The 14,776-nt window shown below is 73.4% G+C and carries 14 protein-coding genes; 7 read left to right on the top strand and 7 right to left on the bottom strand.

The annotated features are described in order from the left end of the window. The first annotated feature begins 55 nt into the window (after positions 1 to 55). Both ACYVK7_RS11355 and ACYVK7_RS11350 read left to right on the top strand, forming a co-directional pair. Positions 56 to 1,078: an ABC transporter substrate-binding protein gene (locus tag ACYVK7_RS11355; protein WP_460887784.1), complete on the top strand. Its 1,023-nt coding sequence runs from the start codon at positions 56 to 58 to the stop codon at positions 1,076 to 1,078. 4 nt (positions 1,079 to 1,082) lie between these two features. Then, complete coding sequence (locus ACYVK7_RS11350; RefSeq protein WP_460887783.1) at positions 1,083 to 3,209, top strand: iron ABC transporter permease; 2,127 nt, start codon at positions 1,083 to 1,085, stop codon at positions 3,207 to 3,209. Positions 3,210 to 3,238: 29 nt separating this feature from the next. On the opposite strand, the gene ACYVK7_RS11345 is transcribed toward ACYVK7_RS11350, so the two are convergent. Further along, a complete protein-coding gene (locus ACYVK7_RS11345) occupies positions 3,239 to 4,288 on the bottom strand; it encodes a hypothetical protein (RefSeq protein ID WP_460887782.1) in 1,050 nt (349 codons plus the stop codon). A gap of 139 nt (positions 4,289 to 4,427) precedes the next feature. Continuing rightward, positions 4,428 to 5,306 carry an SDR family NAD(P)-dependent oxidoreductase gene (locus tag ACYVK7_RS11340; RefSeq protein WP_460887781.1) on the bottom strand — a complete coding sequence of 293 codons (879 nt, stop codon included), beginning with the start codon at positions 5,304 to 5,306 and terminating at the stop codon, positions 4,428 to 4,430. 181 nt (positions 5,307 to 5,487) lie between these two features. Here ACYVK7_RS11340 and ACYVK7_RS11335 point away from each other — a divergent pair, with 181 nt between their 5' ends. After that, entirely contained in the window at positions 5,488 to 6,363 is an 876-nt protein-coding gene (locus ACYVK7_RS11335) for a helix-turn-helix transcriptional regulator (protein WP_460887780.1), read from the top strand. Here the strand turns inward: ACYVK7_RS11335 and ACYVK7_RS11330 are convergent. The 3 genes from ACYVK7_RS11330 to ACYVK7_RS11320 all read right to left on the bottom strand — a co-directional run bounded on the left by ACYVK7_RS11330 (position 6,335) and on the right by ACYVK7_RS11320 (position 9,448). Continuing rightward, the gene (locus ACYVK7_RS11330; protein ID WP_460887779.1) at positions 6,335 to 6,736 is read right to left on the bottom strand and encodes a RidA family protein; all 402 of its coding nucleotides are present in this window, start codon (positions 6,734 to 6,736) and stop codon (positions 6,335 to 6,337) included. The genes ACYVK7_RS11335 and ACYVK7_RS11330 overlap by 29 nt on opposite strands. 89 nt (positions 6,737 to 6,825) lie before the next feature. After that, the gene (poxB, locus tag ACYVK7_RS11325; RefSeq protein WP_460887778.1) at positions 6,826 to 8,559 is read right to left on the bottom strand and encodes a ubiquinone-dependent pyruvate dehydrogenase; all 1,734 of its coding nucleotides are present in this window, start codon (positions 8,557 to 8,559) and stop codon (positions 6,826 to 6,828) included. Positions 8,560 to 8,713: 154 nt separating this feature from the next. Beyond that, complete coding sequence (locus ACYVK7_RS11320; RefSeq protein ID WP_460887777.1) at positions 8,714 to 9,448, bottom strand: lytic murein transglycosylase; 735 nt, start codon at positions 9,446 to 9,448, stop codon at positions 8,714 to 8,716. 176 nt (positions 9,449 to 9,624) lie between these two features. On the opposite strand from ACYVK7_RS11320, the gene ACYVK7_RS11315 reads away from it, so the two are divergent. After that, on the top strand, positions 9,625 to 10,149 hold the full coding sequence (locus tag ACYVK7_RS11315) for a glycoside hydrolase N-terminal domain-containing protein (protein ID WP_460887776.1): 525 nt from the start codon (positions 9,625 to 9,627) through the stop codon (positions 10,147 to 10,149). After that, entirely contained in the window at positions 10,050 to 10,742 is a 693-nt protein-coding gene (locus ACYVK7_RS11310; RefSeq protein ID WP_460887775.1) for a glycosyl hydrolase family 95 catalytic domain-containing protein, read from the top strand. The genes ACYVK7_RS11315 and ACYVK7_RS11310 overlap by 100 nt, the downstream gene beginning before the upstream one ends. Positions 10,743 to 10,772: 30 nt before the next feature. Here ACYVK7_RS11310 and ACYVK7_RS11305 read toward each other — a convergent pair whose 3' ends face one another. Next, positions 10,773 to 11,297 carry a 2'-5' RNA ligase family protein gene (locus ACYVK7_RS11305; RefSeq protein WP_460887774.1) on the bottom strand — a complete coding sequence of 175 codons (525 nt, stop codon included), beginning with the start codon at positions 11,295 to 11,297 and terminating at the stop codon, positions 10,773 to 10,775. A 90-nt stretch (positions 11,298 to 11,387) separates the two neighbouring features. Here ACYVK7_RS11305 and ACYVK7_RS11300 point away from each other — a divergent pair, with 90 nt between their 5' ends. Both ACYVK7_RS11300 and ACYVK7_RS11295 read left to right on the top strand, forming a co-directional pair. Next, positions 11,388 to 12,272: a VOC family protein gene (locus ACYVK7_RS11300; protein ID WP_460887773.1), complete on the top strand. Its 885-nt coding sequence runs from the start codon at positions 11,388 to 11,390 to the stop codon at positions 12,270 to 12,272. A gap of 137 nt (positions 12,273 to 12,409) precedes the next feature. Continuing rightward, the gene (locus ACYVK7_RS11295) at positions 12,410 to 13,297 is read left to right on the top strand and encodes a glycerophosphodiester phosphodiesterase (protein ID WP_460887772.1); all 888 of its coding nucleotides are present in this window, start codon (positions 12,410 to 12,412) and stop codon (positions 13,295 to 13,297) included. A gap of 78 nt (positions 13,298 to 13,375) precedes the next feature. On the opposite strand, the gene ACYVK7_RS11290 is transcribed toward ACYVK7_RS11295, so the two are convergent. Beyond that, on the bottom strand, positions 13,376 to 14,776 hold the full coding sequence (locus tag ACYVK7_RS11290) for an FAD-binding oxidoreductase (protein ID WP_460887771.1): 1,401 nt from the start codon (positions 14,774 to 14,776) through the stop codon (positions 13,376 to 13,378).

Below are 14,776 nucleotides of genomic sequence, written 5' to 3'. Positions count from 1 at the left end.
GCCGCGCACGGTCGGAACGCACAGACACGACGTGTCACGAACCTCAAGGAGACCCATGTCCCCGCGCTCCACCGCGTCCCTGGCGGGCGCCGCCCTGATCCTCCCGCTCCTGCTGGCGGGCTGCGGCACCACCGACCCGAGCGCGGCAGCGCCGGCCCCGACCGAGGCGGCCTCCGGCGACTGCGCCGACGCGTCGACCTCGAGCGGTCCGGTGTCGCTGACCGACTCGTTCGGCCGCACGGTGGAGCTCGACAAGCCGGCGGAGCGGGTGGCCGTGCTGGAGTGGCAGCAGACGGAGGACCTCCTCAGCCTCTGCGTGAACCCGGTGGCCGTCGCCGACATCGAGGGCTACACCACCTGGAACGACGCCGAGGAGCTGCCGGAGGGCGTGACCGACGTCGGCACGCGCGGCGAGCCCAACCTCGACGCCCTCTACGCGACGGACCCCGACCTCGTCGTCATCGAGGCGTACACACCGGACGACGAGATCATCGCCAAGCTCGAGGCGTACGACGTACCCGTGCTGGCCACCAAGGGCGGCGACGGCGCGGACCCGATCGCGAACATGTTCTCGACCTTCGACCTCATCGCGGAGGCCACCGGCCGCACCGAGCGCGCGGAGACCGTCACCGAGGAGTTCGAGCAGCACGTGGCCGACGCCGCGGCGACGATCGAGGAGGCCGCACCGGAGCACACCGAGTTCGTGTACTTCGACGGCTCGGTCGACGGCGGCAACGTCGCGCTGCGCCCGTTCGGCCAGGGCTCGCTGGTCGGCGAGCTGGGCGAGGAGCTCGGGCTCACCAACGCCTGGAAGGGCGAGGTCGACCCCGCCTACGGACTGGGGCAGTCCGACATCGAGGGCATGACCAAGGTCGGGTCGGCCACTCTCCTGCGGACCGGCACCAAGGAGGGCGAGGACGACTGGGCCACCGAGCTGGTCAAGAACGACGTCTGGGCCAACCTCCCCGCTGTCGCCGAGGACCGTTCCCACGCGTTCCCCGAGCACATCTGGACGTTCGGCGGCCCGCGTTCCGCCGAGAAGATCGTCGACGCGTACGTCGACGTCTTCGCGAAGTGACGCGATGACCGTCACCCGGTCGCCGTCCCCCGCGGACACCCTGCCCCAGGCCCCCGCCTCCCGGCCCGCCGCCTGGGCGACCGGTGCCGCCGCCCTGGTCGTGCTCGCGCTGGCCGTGCTCGTCGTGGGTGCGTGGCACCTGACGCAGGGCACGTCCGGCGTCGGTCTCGGTGACCTGCTGCGCCTGGCCACCGGGCAGAGCACGGACGACGCGGGTGCGGTCCGCGACATCCTCGTCGGCTCACGCCTGCCGCGCCTCGCGGCGGGCGTGGCCGTCGGGTTCGCGCTCGGGGTGGCCGGTGCGCTCTTCCAGTCGATCGCCCGCAACGCGCTCGCCTCGCCCGACACGCTCGCGGTGACAGCGGGCTCCTACCTCGCGGTCGTCGTCGTGTCCGCCTTCGGGCTGACCATCCCCTTCTGGGCCTCGGGGGCCGTCGCGTTCGCCGGCGGCATCGCCGCAGCGGGCCTGGTGCTCGGGCTGGCGGGCGGCGGCGGGACGTCGACCACGCGACTGGTACTGGCCGGCTCCGCGGTCGCGCTCGCGCTGCAGGCCGCCACCTCCGCGCTGCTCATCCTGTTCGAGGCCGAGACCACCGGGCTGTTCGCCTGGGGCAGCGGCTCGCTGAGCCAGCTCAACCTCACCGCGTTCTGGCGGGTGCTGCCCGTCGTCGTGCTCGTGACCGTGGCGGGGCTGGCGCTCTCCCGGCGACTGGACGTGCTGGGCCTCGGCGACGACACCGCTGGTGCGCTGGGCGTGCCGGTGCGCTCGACGCGCGTGCTCGGCGTGCTCCTGGCCGTGCTGCTCACCGCGGCGGCGGTGACGCTCGCGGGCCCGCTCGGGTTCGTCGGTCTCGCCGCGCCCGTGGTCGCCCGGCTGCTCGCGCGGGTGGTCCCGGCACTGCACCGGCACGCGATCCTGCTGCCGGCCGCCGGCCTGCTCGGGGCCTTCGTCGTGCTGCTCGCCGACGTCGTGGTGCGTGCCGTGCTGGGCGCCGAGGAGGCGCTGTCCGTGCCGACCGGCGTCGCGACGACGCTCGCGGGCGCCCTGGTCATGGTGCTGCTGGCGCGACACCTGCGCGACGCCGGACCGTCCCGCCGGCCGGCTGCCGCCACGACCGGGCCCCGCACCACACGCCGGTTCGTCGTCGTGCTGAGCGTCTGTGCCGCCCTCGCCGTCGGTGTGGCGCTGCTGGGTCTGCTCGCCGGGTCGACCTGGCTCCGCACCGGCGACATCGCCCTGTGGCTGCAGGGGCAGGGGCCCGCCGTGGTCCAGTTCGCGCTCGACGAGCGTGCGCCGCGCGTGCTGGCCGCCGTCGCCGCGGGGGCGGCCCTCGCCCTCGCCGGGACGATGGTGCAGGCGACGGCCCGCAACCCCCTGGCGGAGCCCGCCATCCTCGGGATCACCGGGGGAGCGGGCCTGGGCGCGGTGATCGTGGTGACGGCCGTCGCGGGCACCGCCTGGGGCAACGGGATCGCGGCGAGCGACGGCTCGATGCTCGTGGCCGCCGTCGCGGGCGGCCTGCTGGCCTTCGCCGCCGTCTACCTGCTGGCCTGGCGCGGCGGGCTCCACGCCGACCGGCTCGTGCTCGTCGGTATCGGCCTCGGCTACCTGACCACGGCTCTGACCACCTTCCTGCTGCTGAACTCCGACCCGTGGAACACCCCGCGCATCTACACCTGGTTGTCGGGCACCACGTACGGGCGCTCCTTCTCCCAGATCGTGCCCGTCCTCGTGGTGCTGGCGCTCGCCGTGCCGCTGGCGGTACTGGTGCGGCGTGAGCTGGACCTGCTCGCGGTCGACGACGACACGCCGCGCCTGGTCGGGGTCCGGCTGGAGCACAGCCGGCTGCTCGTGCTCGCCGTCGCGGCCGTGCTGGCCGCGACGAGCGTGACGGCCGTCGGCGTCGTGGGCTTCGTGGGCCTCGTGGCCCCGCACGCCGCGCGCGCCCTCGTGGGCGGCAGGCACGCGCGGGTGCTACCGGTGGCGATGCTGCTCGGGGCCGTCCTGCTCGGCCTGGCCGACACGCTCGGGAGGACCGTCATCGCGCCGGCCCAGCTGCCCGCCGGGCTGGCGGTCGCGCTGCTCGGGGCGCCCTACTTCGTGTGGCTGCTGGGCCGCACCCGGGCCTGACCGGCGGAGGCCGGCGCGGCAGGCCCCGTTCAGCCGGCGTTGCGGGCTCGCGCCATCCGCTCCTCGCGGAGCGCGACCTCGAGGGCCACGTACGCCAGCACGTCGAGGAACAGCCCGAACGCCGCGGTCCACTGCACGGCGCGGAACACCAGGAGCTGCGTGAACAGCAGGCTGATCAGCACCGCGCGACGCACCCAGACGGCGCCGCGCAGATGGTCCCGTCGCCAGACGGAGACCCCCACGGCGAGCAGCGCGAAGGACGCCCCGACGGCCGCGAGGATCGCGACCCCCGTCCACTCCGGCAGCCCCGGGACCAGCCCCCGCGCCACCCGGACACCCACCAGCGCCTGGGCGGTGCCGACGAGCAGGAGCACACAGACCACCAGCCACGCGGCCCAGGCCCGGTCCACGAGCGTGTCGAGCCACCTGACCACGCGGTCGACGCCGCCGCGGACCGGGTCGGGCACATCCGTGTCGTCGTCGGGCACCGCGTCGATCAGGCTCGCGACGCGCTCCGCACCGGGCTCACCGGCGCCCTTGGCGGCGAGCATGCGTGCCTCCTCGCGGGCGGCCGGGGTGAAGCCACCGGCAAGACCGGCGGTGAGCCGGTCGGCCGCCACGGCGAGGTACTCGGCCGGGTGGTGCGCCCTGCGACCGTGCAGCCCCTCGACGACCAGGACGAGCAGCACCGTGACGACGTAGATGATCGCGGCGGTGGGTGCGTAGAAGTAGTCGTTGTCGGCCGTGACGAACTTGCCGACCTCGTCGATGAACAGCCCGAAGCCGACACCGCCGAGCACCGCGCCGAGCGACCGCGGCGCCGGGCCCACGTAGGACAGCAGCAGCATGATCGCCAGCGCCATGAGGAGCCCGCCCCACAGGACGTGGGCGACATGGAGGCCGCCCCCACCGATCTGCGGGTAGCCCGTCGCGGCCAGCGCCGCCCGCGTGGTGAGCACAGTCACGACGCTCGCCACGAGGAAGGTCACCAGGTGCCGCACCGCCGCGGTGTCGCGGGGCGCCCCGAGGCGCAGCAGGTGACCGCGGCCGCCGAGCCCACCTGATCCGGTCCTCTGCATCACGCTCTCCCTCCGTGCCGCTCCACGACGACGCTTGCGCCGAGACCTCCAGTCTGTCCCGGCACACCCGCGCCGGCGACCATCATGGCAACGAACCGCGCGTACGGCGTGGAGCGGCACGGATGTCCAGGGGCCGGGATCAGGAGGCGGCGGCGCCGGCCTCGGCCGTGGTGACGTCGGTCGTCACGGCGAGGCCGCGTGATGCCTCGAAGTCGGCGCCCAGGGCCGCGAGGCGCCCGTCGGCAAGCGCCAGGGAGTCCGAGCCGAGCAGCTGGTGCAGCGGCGCCACGTCCGTGGTCGCGACCGTGATGACGGCCGCCGCGGCCTTCACCGGATCGCCGAGCTGCGTGCCCGGCATCGCCAGGTGCTGTTCGACCATCTCCCGGACAGCCGGGTAGGCGTCGCTGGTCGACGACGGCAGACCGATCGAGACCGGGCGCAGGAAGTCGGTACGCAGGTAGCCGGGCTCGACCAGGTGCACGCGGATGCCGAGGTCACCGACCTCGGCGGCCAGCGACTCCGTCAGCCCCTCCAGGGCGAACTTGCCGGCCGCGTACAGGCCCCAGCCCGGGAAGGGCACCAGCCCCACGATGGACGAGACGTTGATGACATGGCCACCTCTGCGCTCGCGGAATCCCGGCAGCACCGCGCGCAGCACGTTCCAGACGCCGAAGACCTGCACGTCGAACATCGCGCGGGCGTCGGCGTCGGAGACCTCCTCGACGGCGGCGAGGTAGCCGTAGCCGGCGTTGTTCACGACCACGTCGAGGGTGCCGAACCGCTCGGTCGCCGCGGCGACCGCCCGCGCGACCTGAGCCTCGTCGGCGAGGTCCGGAGCCAGCGCGAGGAGGCGAGAGGTGTCGGTCCCGTCGAGCGCCGCGGTCAGCCGGTCGGTCGAGCGGGTGGTGGCCGCGACGTTGTCGCCGCGTTCGAGCAGCTGCCGGACCAGCGCGAGGCCGAGGCCTCGTGAGGCGCCGGTGACGAACCAGGTGGCGGGACGGTCGGTGGGGTAGGTCATGGTGGTGTGCTCCTTGGGAGGTGGACGTCGGTACGTCGTGCCGACGCCTCAACCCTCCTGGTAGCGCGGGCGCCGGAACGCTCCATAGCCGGTCCCGTGCGTACTGGGTACGCCAGGACGAGGACCAGGAGTCCTACCCGTACCGGTGCCGCCCCGCAGGACGGACGCCCAGAATGGAGGCATGACCGAGAGGAACGCCGAGCTCGCGGACTTCCTGCGCCGGGCGCGCAGCCAGTGCGACCCCACCCGCGCCGGCCTGCCGGCCGACGGCCGGGTGCGCCGGGTGCCCGGGCTGCGCCGCGAGGAGGTCGCGTTCCTCGCCGGGGTGTCGACCGACTACTACGCGCGCCTCGAGCAGGGCAGGCGCATCGTCCCGTCCCCGTCGGTGGTGGACGCCGTCGGTCGTGCGCTGGGGCTGGACGAGGCGGGGCGGGCCCACCTCGCGGACCTGCTCGACCTGAGCTCCACGAGCCCGCGGCCCCGCACGCGTCCCGTCCAACGGGTGCGTCCGGGCCTCTACCAGCTGCTCGACGCCCTGGGGGACGTGCCGGTGCTCGTGCTCGGCCGCCGCGCCGACGTGCTCGCGCAGAACCGCATGGGCAGGGCGCTGTTCACCGACTTCGAGCGGTTCCCGGCGGCGCACCGCAACTACGCGCGCTGGATGCTCCTCGACGACGAGGCGCGCACCCTGTTCGTCGACTGGGAGGAGCAGGCGCGGGTCTCGGTGCAGAACCTGCGGCTGGAGGCGGGGAACGACCCCGCCGACCGGGCCACCGCCGAGCTGGTCGAGGAGCTGCGCGGGGCCGGCACCGAGTTCGGCCGCTGGTGGGACGAGCACCGGGTCAACCAGCGCACGCACGGCTCCAAGCGGCTGCGCCATCCCGTGGTCGGTGACCTCACGGTCGAGTACGAGACGCTCACGCCGCCCGGCGACGCCCACACGACGCTGTACGTCTACTCGGCCGAGCCGGGCTCGCCGTCCCAGCGGGCGTTGAGCCTCCTGGCGAGCTGGTCGCTGGCCGGCCCCGTCAGCGCACCACGGCCGCGATCGCGCTGACCTCGATGAGCGCGCCGGGCACCCCCAGCCCGGCGACGCGCGCCGCGAGGACCAGCGGCGGTTCGTCGGACGCGAGCAGCGGCGCGATCGCCCCGTACGCGGCGGCGAGGTCGACGCCGTCGACGAAGAGCACGGTCCACTGCACGACGTCGGCGAAGGTGGCACCGGCCGCGGCCAGCGCGGTCCCCGCGTTCTGCAGGGCACGCGTCGACTGTGCGGCGACGTCGCCCGCGCCGACGAGCGCGCCCTCCGCGTCCACGGAGTCCTGCCCGCCGACGTAGACGGTGGTCGCGCCCGGCGGCACGACGGCGACGTGGCTGAAGGCCGGGCTCGAGACGAGCCCCTCGGGTCGAAGTCGCTGTATGCGTTCCATGCCCGAGATGGTGGCACGAGCCACTGACACGGCACGGCGACTGACACGGCACGGCGACTGACACGGCACGGTGACCGGCCGTGCCTCCCTCAGTCGAACAGGCGCCTGAACACGTTCGTGTCCGCGAGGTCGATGAGCTCGTCGCCGCGCCCCGACATGACGGTACGGATCGCGTACAGCGTGAAGCCCCTGACCTGCTCGGCCGAGATCGCCGGCGGGATCGACAGCTCCTGGCGGGCGGTGACGACGTCGACCAGCGCCGGGCCGTCGTGGGCGAAGGCCGTGCGCAGGGCACCCTCGAGATCGTCGGGCTGCTCGACCCGCTGACCGTGGATACCCATCGCGTTGGCGACGTCGGCGAAGTTCGGGTTGTCGAGCCCGGTGCCGAAGTTCACGAAGCCGGCCGCCTTCATCTCCACCTCGACGAAGTTCAGCGAGGAGTTGTTGAACACGACGACCTTGACGGGCAGCTTGTTCTGCCGGATGGTCAGCAGCTCGCCGAAGAGCATCCCGAGGCCGCCGTCCCCGGACAGGGCGATCACCTGCCGGTCCGGGAACGCGGACTGGGCGCCGATGGCGTGCGGTACGGCGTTCGCCATGGTCCCGTGGCTGAACGACCCGAGCAGGCGGCGGCTGCCGTTCATCGTCAGGTATCGGGCCGCCCAGACGACCGGGGAGCCGACGTCCGGGATGAACACCGCGTCGTCGGTGGCCAGCTCGCTGACCAGCCGCGCGAGGTACTGCGGGTGGATCGGCGCACGGTTGCGGTCGTTGTCCGCCAGCTCGTCGAGGTCCTTGCGGGCTTTCGCGTAGTGCTTGAGCGAGGCGTCGAGGTGCCTGCGGTTCGTGCGGTCGTCGAGCAGCGGCAGCAGGGCGTCGACGGTGTCGCCGACGTCGCCGACCAGCCCGAGGTCGACCGGGGTGCGCCGCCCGAGCTGCTCACCGCGCAGGTCGACCTGCACGATCTTCGCCTTCGACGGGTAGAACTGCTGGTAGGGGAAGTCCGTACCGAGCATCAGCAGCGCGTCGCAGTCCTCCATCGCGCGGTAGCCCGACGTGAAGCCGAGCAGCCCGGTCATGCCGACGTCGTAGGGGTTGTCGTACTCGAGGAAGTCCTTGCCGCGCAGCGCGTGCACCACGGGCGCCTTGAGCTTCTCGGCGATCGCGACCACCTGCCGGTGGGCGCCCTCGGTGCCCGCGCCGCCGAGGATCGTCACCTTCTTGGCCGAGTTCAGGATGTCGGCGGCCCGCCTGAGCTCGTCGTCCGCCGGCCGTACGATGCTCCGCGTAGCGCGGATCGGCGCCGACTTCTTGCGGCCCACGCTCTCGGCGAGAAAGACCTCGCCAGGGATGACGACGACGGCGACGCCCCGCTTCTCCACCGCGGTGCGCATGGCGATCTCGAGGACGCGGGGCAGCTGCTCCGGGATGCTCACCAGCTCGGTGTAGACGCTGCACTCGCGGAAGAGGTCCTGCGGGTGCGTCTCCTGGAAGTAGTTGCTGCCGATCTCGGTCGTCGGGATCTGTGCCGCGATCGCGAGCACCGGCACCCGGCTGCGGTTGGCGTCGAACAACCCGTTGACCAGGTGCAGGTTGCCCGGTCCGCAGCTCCCCGCACACACCGTGAGCTCGCCGGTCAGGGTGGCCTCGGCAGCCGCCGCGAACGCGGCCGACTCCTCGTGCCGCACCTGTTCCCAGGTGACGCCCCCGCTGGTGCGGATCGCGTCGGTGAACCCGTTCAGGGAGTCTCCGGGCAGGCCGTAGACGCGTCGCACGCCCGCGTCCTTGATGATCTCCACGACGGTCTCGGCGACATTGGCCATGTGGGTGCACCTTCGCTCGTCAGCGGTCAGCTCTCGATCCAGCAGGGCCTCGAACCTAGTCCGGGCCGCATGCCGTCGCAATGCCAGGTGCCGCGAATCACAGCGGGGGCGGGCCGCGGCCCTACGGGCTGGATCCCCCTACGGGCTGGATCCCCTATGGGATGTACGACTCGGCGAGCTCCGCCACCTTGTGGGCGTAGGACACCGACTCGTTGTAGGTCCCCAGAGCCATGGACCAGCCGTCGTCGGTCGTGACGTCGCCGCCGCTCTCGCACAGGTAGAGCGCGGCCGTCAGGGCGGCGTCGTCGATCTGGTTCGGGTCCGCCTCGCCGTCCAGGTTCCCGTCCTCGGCGTAGTCCTTCCAGGTGGTCGGGATGAACTGCATGGGGCCCACGGCGCGGTCGTACTCCTCGTCACCGTCGAGCTCGCCCTCGTCGGTGTCGAGGATCTCCTTGACACCCTCCCTGCCGTCCAGCGCGATGCCGATGATGGACGGGCTCACGGTGCCGTCGGTGGCCGCGCTCGCGCCGCCGTAGCTGCCGTGGATGGTCTCGACGGCGCCGATCCCCGCCAGCGTGTTCCAGCCGACGCCGCACTCCGGCTGGGTCCGCGCCAGCCGGAGAGAGGCACCGGCGTAGGCTGCAAGGGCTCGCTCGGGGATCGCCGTGCGCTCGGCGACGTCCTGGATCCAGCCGGGCCGGGCCAGGTCGGCGAGGGGGACGTCGTCGGTGTCGGCGGAGGGGTCGTCGGCGGACTCGGGCACCAGCTGGACCGGTGCGGGTGGGAACTCAAGTACCGGCGGGCCCTGACGTGGTGCCGCGCCGGTGCCGCAGCCACTCACGAGCAGTGCGGTCGCGACGATAACGATCCCAGCTCTCGGTGTTCTCACGGTGCAGACATTACGGCCATCCGGAGTCGCCTCCGTCCATCCTGACAAGACCTCCAGCACATGTGCGCATCTGGACGCGGCCGCAGGTCACCGGCCGGACACTAGGCTCACGGCATGCCCGTGCCTCCCGCTTCCCCCACCGTCGCTGCCCCTACGGGCACCACCCCGGCCGCGCGATGACGGTGCTCGAGTACGCGGGGCCGGCCACGGAATGGCTGCACGCGCTCCCGCTCGGCAACGGACGGCTGGGCGCGATGTGCTGGGGCGGTGCCACGGCACGGTTCGACCTCAACCACGAGGGGGTGTGGTCCGGATCGCCTGTGGCCGAGGCGGCGTCCGTGCCCGGCACGGAGCGGGAGGCGCAGGCGCACCTGGCGCGGGCGCGCGGCGCGGTGGCGGCGGAGCGCTGGGGCGACACCACCGAGCCGCTCCAAGCCCTCCAGGCGCCCTACGCCCAGTCGTTCCCAGGGCCGCCCGGTCGCGGTGACCCGATCGAGCGCCATGGACCGCGCCCTGGTACGCGACGTGCTGCGGTCGGTCACGGAGCTCGCGCAGCGCGTCGGCCCGGACGCCGCCGACCTGGCCGGGCGAGCCGCCGCCGTTGCTGTCGGAGCTGCCCGGCATCGTGGTGGCGGCGGACGGCAGGGTCCAGGAGTGGGGCGCCGAACAGGTCGAGATCGACCCCCGTCACCGGCACGTGAGCCATCTCTACCCCCTGTTCCCCGGCGACGAGCCGCTGAGCCCGGCCGAGGAGGCCGCGATGGCGGCGTCGCTGGAGCACCGCGGCGACGACTCGTCCGGCTGGTCGCTCGCCTGGAAGATCGCCCTGTGGGCCCGGCTGCACCGACCCGACCGCGTCTCCGACCTGCTCGAGCTCGTGTTCCGCGACGCGACCGGCGTGCACGGGCAGTGGGCAGGCGGCCTCTACCGCAACCTGTTCGCCGCGCACCCACCGTTCCAGGTCGACGGCAACCTCGGGTACGCGGCGGCGCTCGCCGAGTGCCTGCTGCAGAGCCACCGCGGCTACGTCGAGCTCCTCCCGGCGCTCCCGGCCGAGCTCGGCTCCGGCTCCGCCGTCGGCCTGGTCGCACGGCCGGGCGTCGTCGTGGACCTGGACTGGGCGGACGGCGACCTCGTGCGGGCCGTGGCGCGGCCGCGCACGCCCGCACGGCAGGGAACGGTGACGCTGCGCTGGCAGGGGCGAGAGGTGCGGCGCCGGCTGGGGGACGGCGCTTTCGTCCTGAGGCCGGACGACTTCGCCGGCCACGACGGGAGCACCGATTCACCCGGGTGAGACGTCCAGGTGTGGGCCGTTCGGTCTCGGTCAGGGGACCACCGCGAGCGGATGCACCGTGCCGGTGCCCGCGTCGACGAGCGCGGCGTGCGTCAGCGCGCCCGTCAGCGGCACGATCTCGTAGGCGGCCTCGAGCACCAGCGGGGTCTGGTCCAGGCGGACGCGGGTCGCGACGGTGACGTGCGGTGTCCAGGTTCCCGGTACGTAGTGCTTGTGCAGCTCTTCCGGTGAGGCGCCGAGCACCTCGACGACCTGCTCCTGGCGCGCGGCGAGGCCGCTCGTCACCGCGGGGATCAGGCTCATCCGGCCGCGCCGGAAGGCCGCTACGGCGTCGAGCTGGACCGTGGTCGGGCCGGCGTCGGGCAGCGACTCTACGGCGGCGCGCACCGTGTCCAGGTCCCAGCTGCGGAGCACCGCGAGAGACAGGTGCGGCACGTGCCGGCCGTGCGTGTGCGTGGCCGGCGTGGGCACGCCCTTGACCTCCAGCCGCTGCCACAGCTGTCGCAGGACCCGCTCGGTCGGCCTGTCGAACAGCAGGCATACGGCCAGTGCCACGGGGTCCAGCCTAGGCCGCGGCCCGTAGGGGCTGTCGATGTCAGTGACTGGGGGCAGGATCGTGGTGACGGAACCGACCTGGAGGACATCATGGCTGACATACCCACGACGCCCCGGACCTATCCGCACGGCGTGCCCAGCTGGATCGACCTGGAGACGGAGGACGTCGACGCGGCGCTCGGGTTCTACGGCGACCTCTTCGCGTGGCGGTTCATCGAGAAGCAGCCGCCGGGGACGCCAGGACGCTATGTCGTCGGGTCGCTGGACGGCACGGAGGCGACGGCGGTCGCGGCCATCGCCACGCCCAGCGCCGGGTACGACGGGGAGGCGGCGTGGCACACCTACCTCGCCGTGGACGACGTCGACGCGGCCGCCGTACGGGTCGCGGAGCTGGGCGGCGTGGTGAGCTCTCCGCCGGAGTCCGTGGGACCACCGGAACAGCCGGCGGGCCGGATGGCGCGGATCGTCGACGCGCAGGGCGCGCCCTCCCGGCTGTGGCAGGCGGGTACCCGACTCGGGGCCCAGGCGGTCAACGGGCCGGGCACGTGGAACTTCAGCAACCTGCTCACACCGGACGTGGACGCCGCTCTGCGGTTCTACGGCCCGTTGCTCGGCTGGGAGCGCACGGACGACCTCGGTGCGGGCATGGCGCGCGTACCCGGGTACGGCGACCACCTGGCACGCACGGTCGATCCCGGCATCCATGAGCGCCAGGCGGCCGTCCCTCCGGGGTTCGCCGACGTCGCGGCAGGGGTGCTGCCGTCCGGCGGGCCGGCGCGCTGGTCGGTCGCCTTCGCGGTCGGCGACCGGGACGCCTCCGCCGAGGCCGCCGAGCGTTCGGGCGCGCGGATCCTGTCGACCGAGGACGGCGAGTGGAGCAAGGAGGCGACGATCCGCGACCCGTTCGGCGCCGAGCTCGTGCTCGCCCAGTTCGACCCGCCGGAGTCGTTCCTCGAGGCGATGGGGCGGGCATGAGCACAGGCCGGCACGTCGAGCCTCCCGCACGATGTTCCGGACAGGTTCTCGGCCGGGTCACGTGGGAGTCATCCTCGCGTCGCGTGGCCGGGGCAACGTCACGTCCTGCCCTGTTCCTGCCTCTCAGGAGATCGACCATGCGCCTGACCCCACGCCTTTCCGCCCTGCTCGCCGTCACCGCGACCGTCGCCGGTGCCTCCGCGGTGCTGCCCGCCTCGCCTGCCCTGGCAGCCGGTCCCCCTGAGCACGTCGACGTCGTCAACACCGCTCACCGCGGGGCCATGGGCCACGCGCCCGAGAACACGCTGGCCGCCTTCGCCGTGGGCGTCGAGATGGGCTCCGACCTGATCGAGTCGGACGTGCAGCGGTCCAAGGACGGCGTCCTGGTTCTCATGCACGACACGACGCTGACCCGCACCACCGACGTCGAGCAGGTCTTTCCCGACCGGGCGCCCTGGCGCGTCAGCGACTTCACGTACGAGGAGATCCAGCGGCTCGACGCCGGCTCCTGGTTCTCCGAGGAGTTCGCCGGTGAGCCGGTGCCGACGATGGCGCAGATGATCGAGCTGGTCCGGCCGACCCGCGCGGGCATCCTCATGGAGCTGAAGTCGCCGGCGCTCTACCCGGGGATCGAGCGGCAGGTCGCCGAGGAGTTCGCCGGCTACCCCGGTTACGTGGAGTCGGCGGTCCGCGCCGAGCGACTGGTCGTGCAGAGCTTCGACTGGGCGTCGATGGAGCGGTACCACGAGGCGCAGCCGTCCGTCCCCGTCGGCCTGCTGGGTCGCCCCGCCGAGGCACTCCTGCCCGAGCTGTCGACGTGGGCCGACCAGATCAACCCCGGCTACACCACGTTCGACGCGGCGTACGTCGAGACGGTCCACGAGCTCGGCATGGAGGTGCACACCTACACCGTCAACACGGCCGGCGACATGAACCGGGTGCTCGACCGGGGTGTCGACGGCGTGATCACCAACTTCCCCGACGTGCTCGAGGACGTGCTCGCCGAGCGCCGTACCGCGGGCTGACCCGCGGACCGTCCTGGCCCGGCCTGCGGAGGGCCGAGCCAGGACGGCGCACCACCGGACCGAGGCAGGCGACTCCGGTCACGCGTCGGCAGGGAACGCCTTGCCCGGGTTCAGCAGCCCGCGCGGGTCCAGCGCCCCCTTGATCGCCCGGTGCATCGCGAGCGCCACGGGGCTGAGCTCGGCCGCCGCTCCGGCCAGCTTGAGGAGCCCGACGCCGTGCTCGCCCGTGACCGTGCCGCCGAGCGCCCGGCACTCGTCGACGATGCGGTCGAACGCCGTCTTCGCGCGGGCCTTCGCCGCGTCGTCGCCCTCCGGGGCGATGATGAGCGGGTGCAGGTTGCCGTCGCCGGCGTGCGCGATGTTCGCGATCACGACGTCGGCCTCCGCCGCGATCTGCTCGATGCGGGCGAGCATCACGGGCACGGCGGCGCGCGGGACGCAGACGTCCTCCGTGAGCACGGGTCCGAGCCGTTCCAGCGCCGGGTACGCGAGCCGGCGGGCGAGGAAGAGCCGGTCGACCTCGTCCGCCGTGAAGGCGCGCTCCACGTGGGTGCCGCCTGCGTCCTCGAAGAGCGCGGCGACCTGCCCGGCCAGGGCCTCTCCCGCGCCTCCCGGCTCGTCGACCTTCGCGAGGAGCAGCGCGGCGGCACCCTGGGGGAGCGTCCACTCCTGCCAGTCGGCGACGGCGCGCAGGCACGTGCCGTCGATGAGCTCCAGCGCCGCGGGCACGATGCCGGCGGCGGAGACGGCGGCCACGGCGTTGCCGGCGTCCGCCAGCGACGAGAACCAGCCCACGACCGCCCGGTCCTCGCGGCCGCCGAGCGGCCGCAGCTTCAGCGTGACGTCCACGATGATGCCCAGCGTGCCCTCGGAGCCGACCATGAGTCCCGTCAGGTCGTAGCCCGTGACGCCCTTCGCGGTGGTGCGCCCGAGCCGGGCGACCGAGCCGTCGGCGAGCACGACGGTCATCCCGAGCACGTAGTCGCGCGTCACGCCGTACTTGACGCAGCAGAGCCCGCCCGCGTTCGTCGCGACGTTGCCGCCGATGGTCGAGATCGCCTGGCTCGCCGGGTCCGGGGGATACCAGAGTCCGTCCTCGGCCACGCGCCGGCGCAGGTCGTCGTTGAGCACGCCCGCCTCGACGACCGCGAAGCGTTCCGCGACGTCGACCTCGCGGACCCGGGTCATGCGTTCGAGCGACAGCACGACGGCACCGGTCATCGCGTTGGCGCCGCCGGACAGGCCCGTCCCGGCGCCGCGCGGCACGATCGGCGCGTCGTGCTCGGCGGCGATGCGCACCGTCGCCACGACGTCGTCGAGGCTCGTCGGGAGGACGACGGCGGCCGGCGTCGCGTAGTCGGCCCACTCGGCGTCGTCGTGGGCGTAGCGCTCGACGGCCGCCGCGTCGGTGAGAACGGCGTCGTCGGGCAGGGCGGAGGTGAGGGCCGCGGTCAGCGCGGCACGTTCGTCGTCGACCAT

Source organism: Promicromonospora xylanilytica (assembly GCF_054782895.1).
Note: the sequence above shows the minus strand (reverse complement) of the source record. Positions and strands in the feature narration are given on the sequence as shown.

Coding starts and splice junctions, on each gene's coding strand:
- ACYVK7_RS11355 (WP_460887784.1), top strand. CDS start 56: ATGTCCCCGCGCTCCACCGCGTCCCTGGCGGGCGCCGCCCTGATCCTC.
- ACYVK7_RS11350 (WP_460887783.1), top strand. CDS start 1,083: ATGACCGTCACCCGGTCGCCGTCCCCCGCGGACACCCTGCCCCAGGCC.
- ACYVK7_RS11345 (WP_460887782.1), bottom strand. CDS start 4,288: ATGCAGAGGACCGGATCAGGTGGGCTCGGCGGCCGCGGTCACCTGCTG.
- ACYVK7_RS11340 (WP_460887781.1), bottom strand. CDS start 5,306: ATGACCTACCCCACCGACCGTCCCGCCACCTGGTTCGTCACCGGCGCC.
- ACYVK7_RS11335 (WP_460887780.1), top strand. CDS start 5,488: ATGACCGAGAGGAACGCCGAGCTCGCGGACTTCCTGCGCCGGGCGCGC.
- ACYVK7_RS11330 (WP_460887779.1), bottom strand. CDS start 6,736: ATGGAACGCATACAGCGACTTCGACCCGAGGGGCTCGTCTCGAGCCCG.
- poxB (WP_460887778.1), bottom strand. CDS start 8,559: ATGGCCAATGTCGCCGAGACCGTCGTGGAGATCATCAAGGACGCGGGC.
- ACYVK7_RS11315 (WP_460887776.1), top strand. CDS start 9,625: ATGACGGTGCTCGAGTACGCGGGGCCGGCCACGGAATGGCTGCACGCG.
- ACYVK7_RS11300 (WP_460887773.1), top strand. CDS start 11,388: ATGGCTGACATACCCACGACGCCCCGGACCTATCCGCACGGCGTGCCC.
- ACYVK7_RS11295 (WP_460887772.1), top strand. CDS start 12,410: ATGCGCCTGACCCCACGCCTTTCCGCCCTGCTCGCCGTCACCGCGACC.
- ACYVK7_RS11290 (WP_460887771.1), bottom strand. CDS start 14,776: ATGGTCGACGACGAACGTGCCGCGCTGACCGCGGCCCTCACCTCCGCC.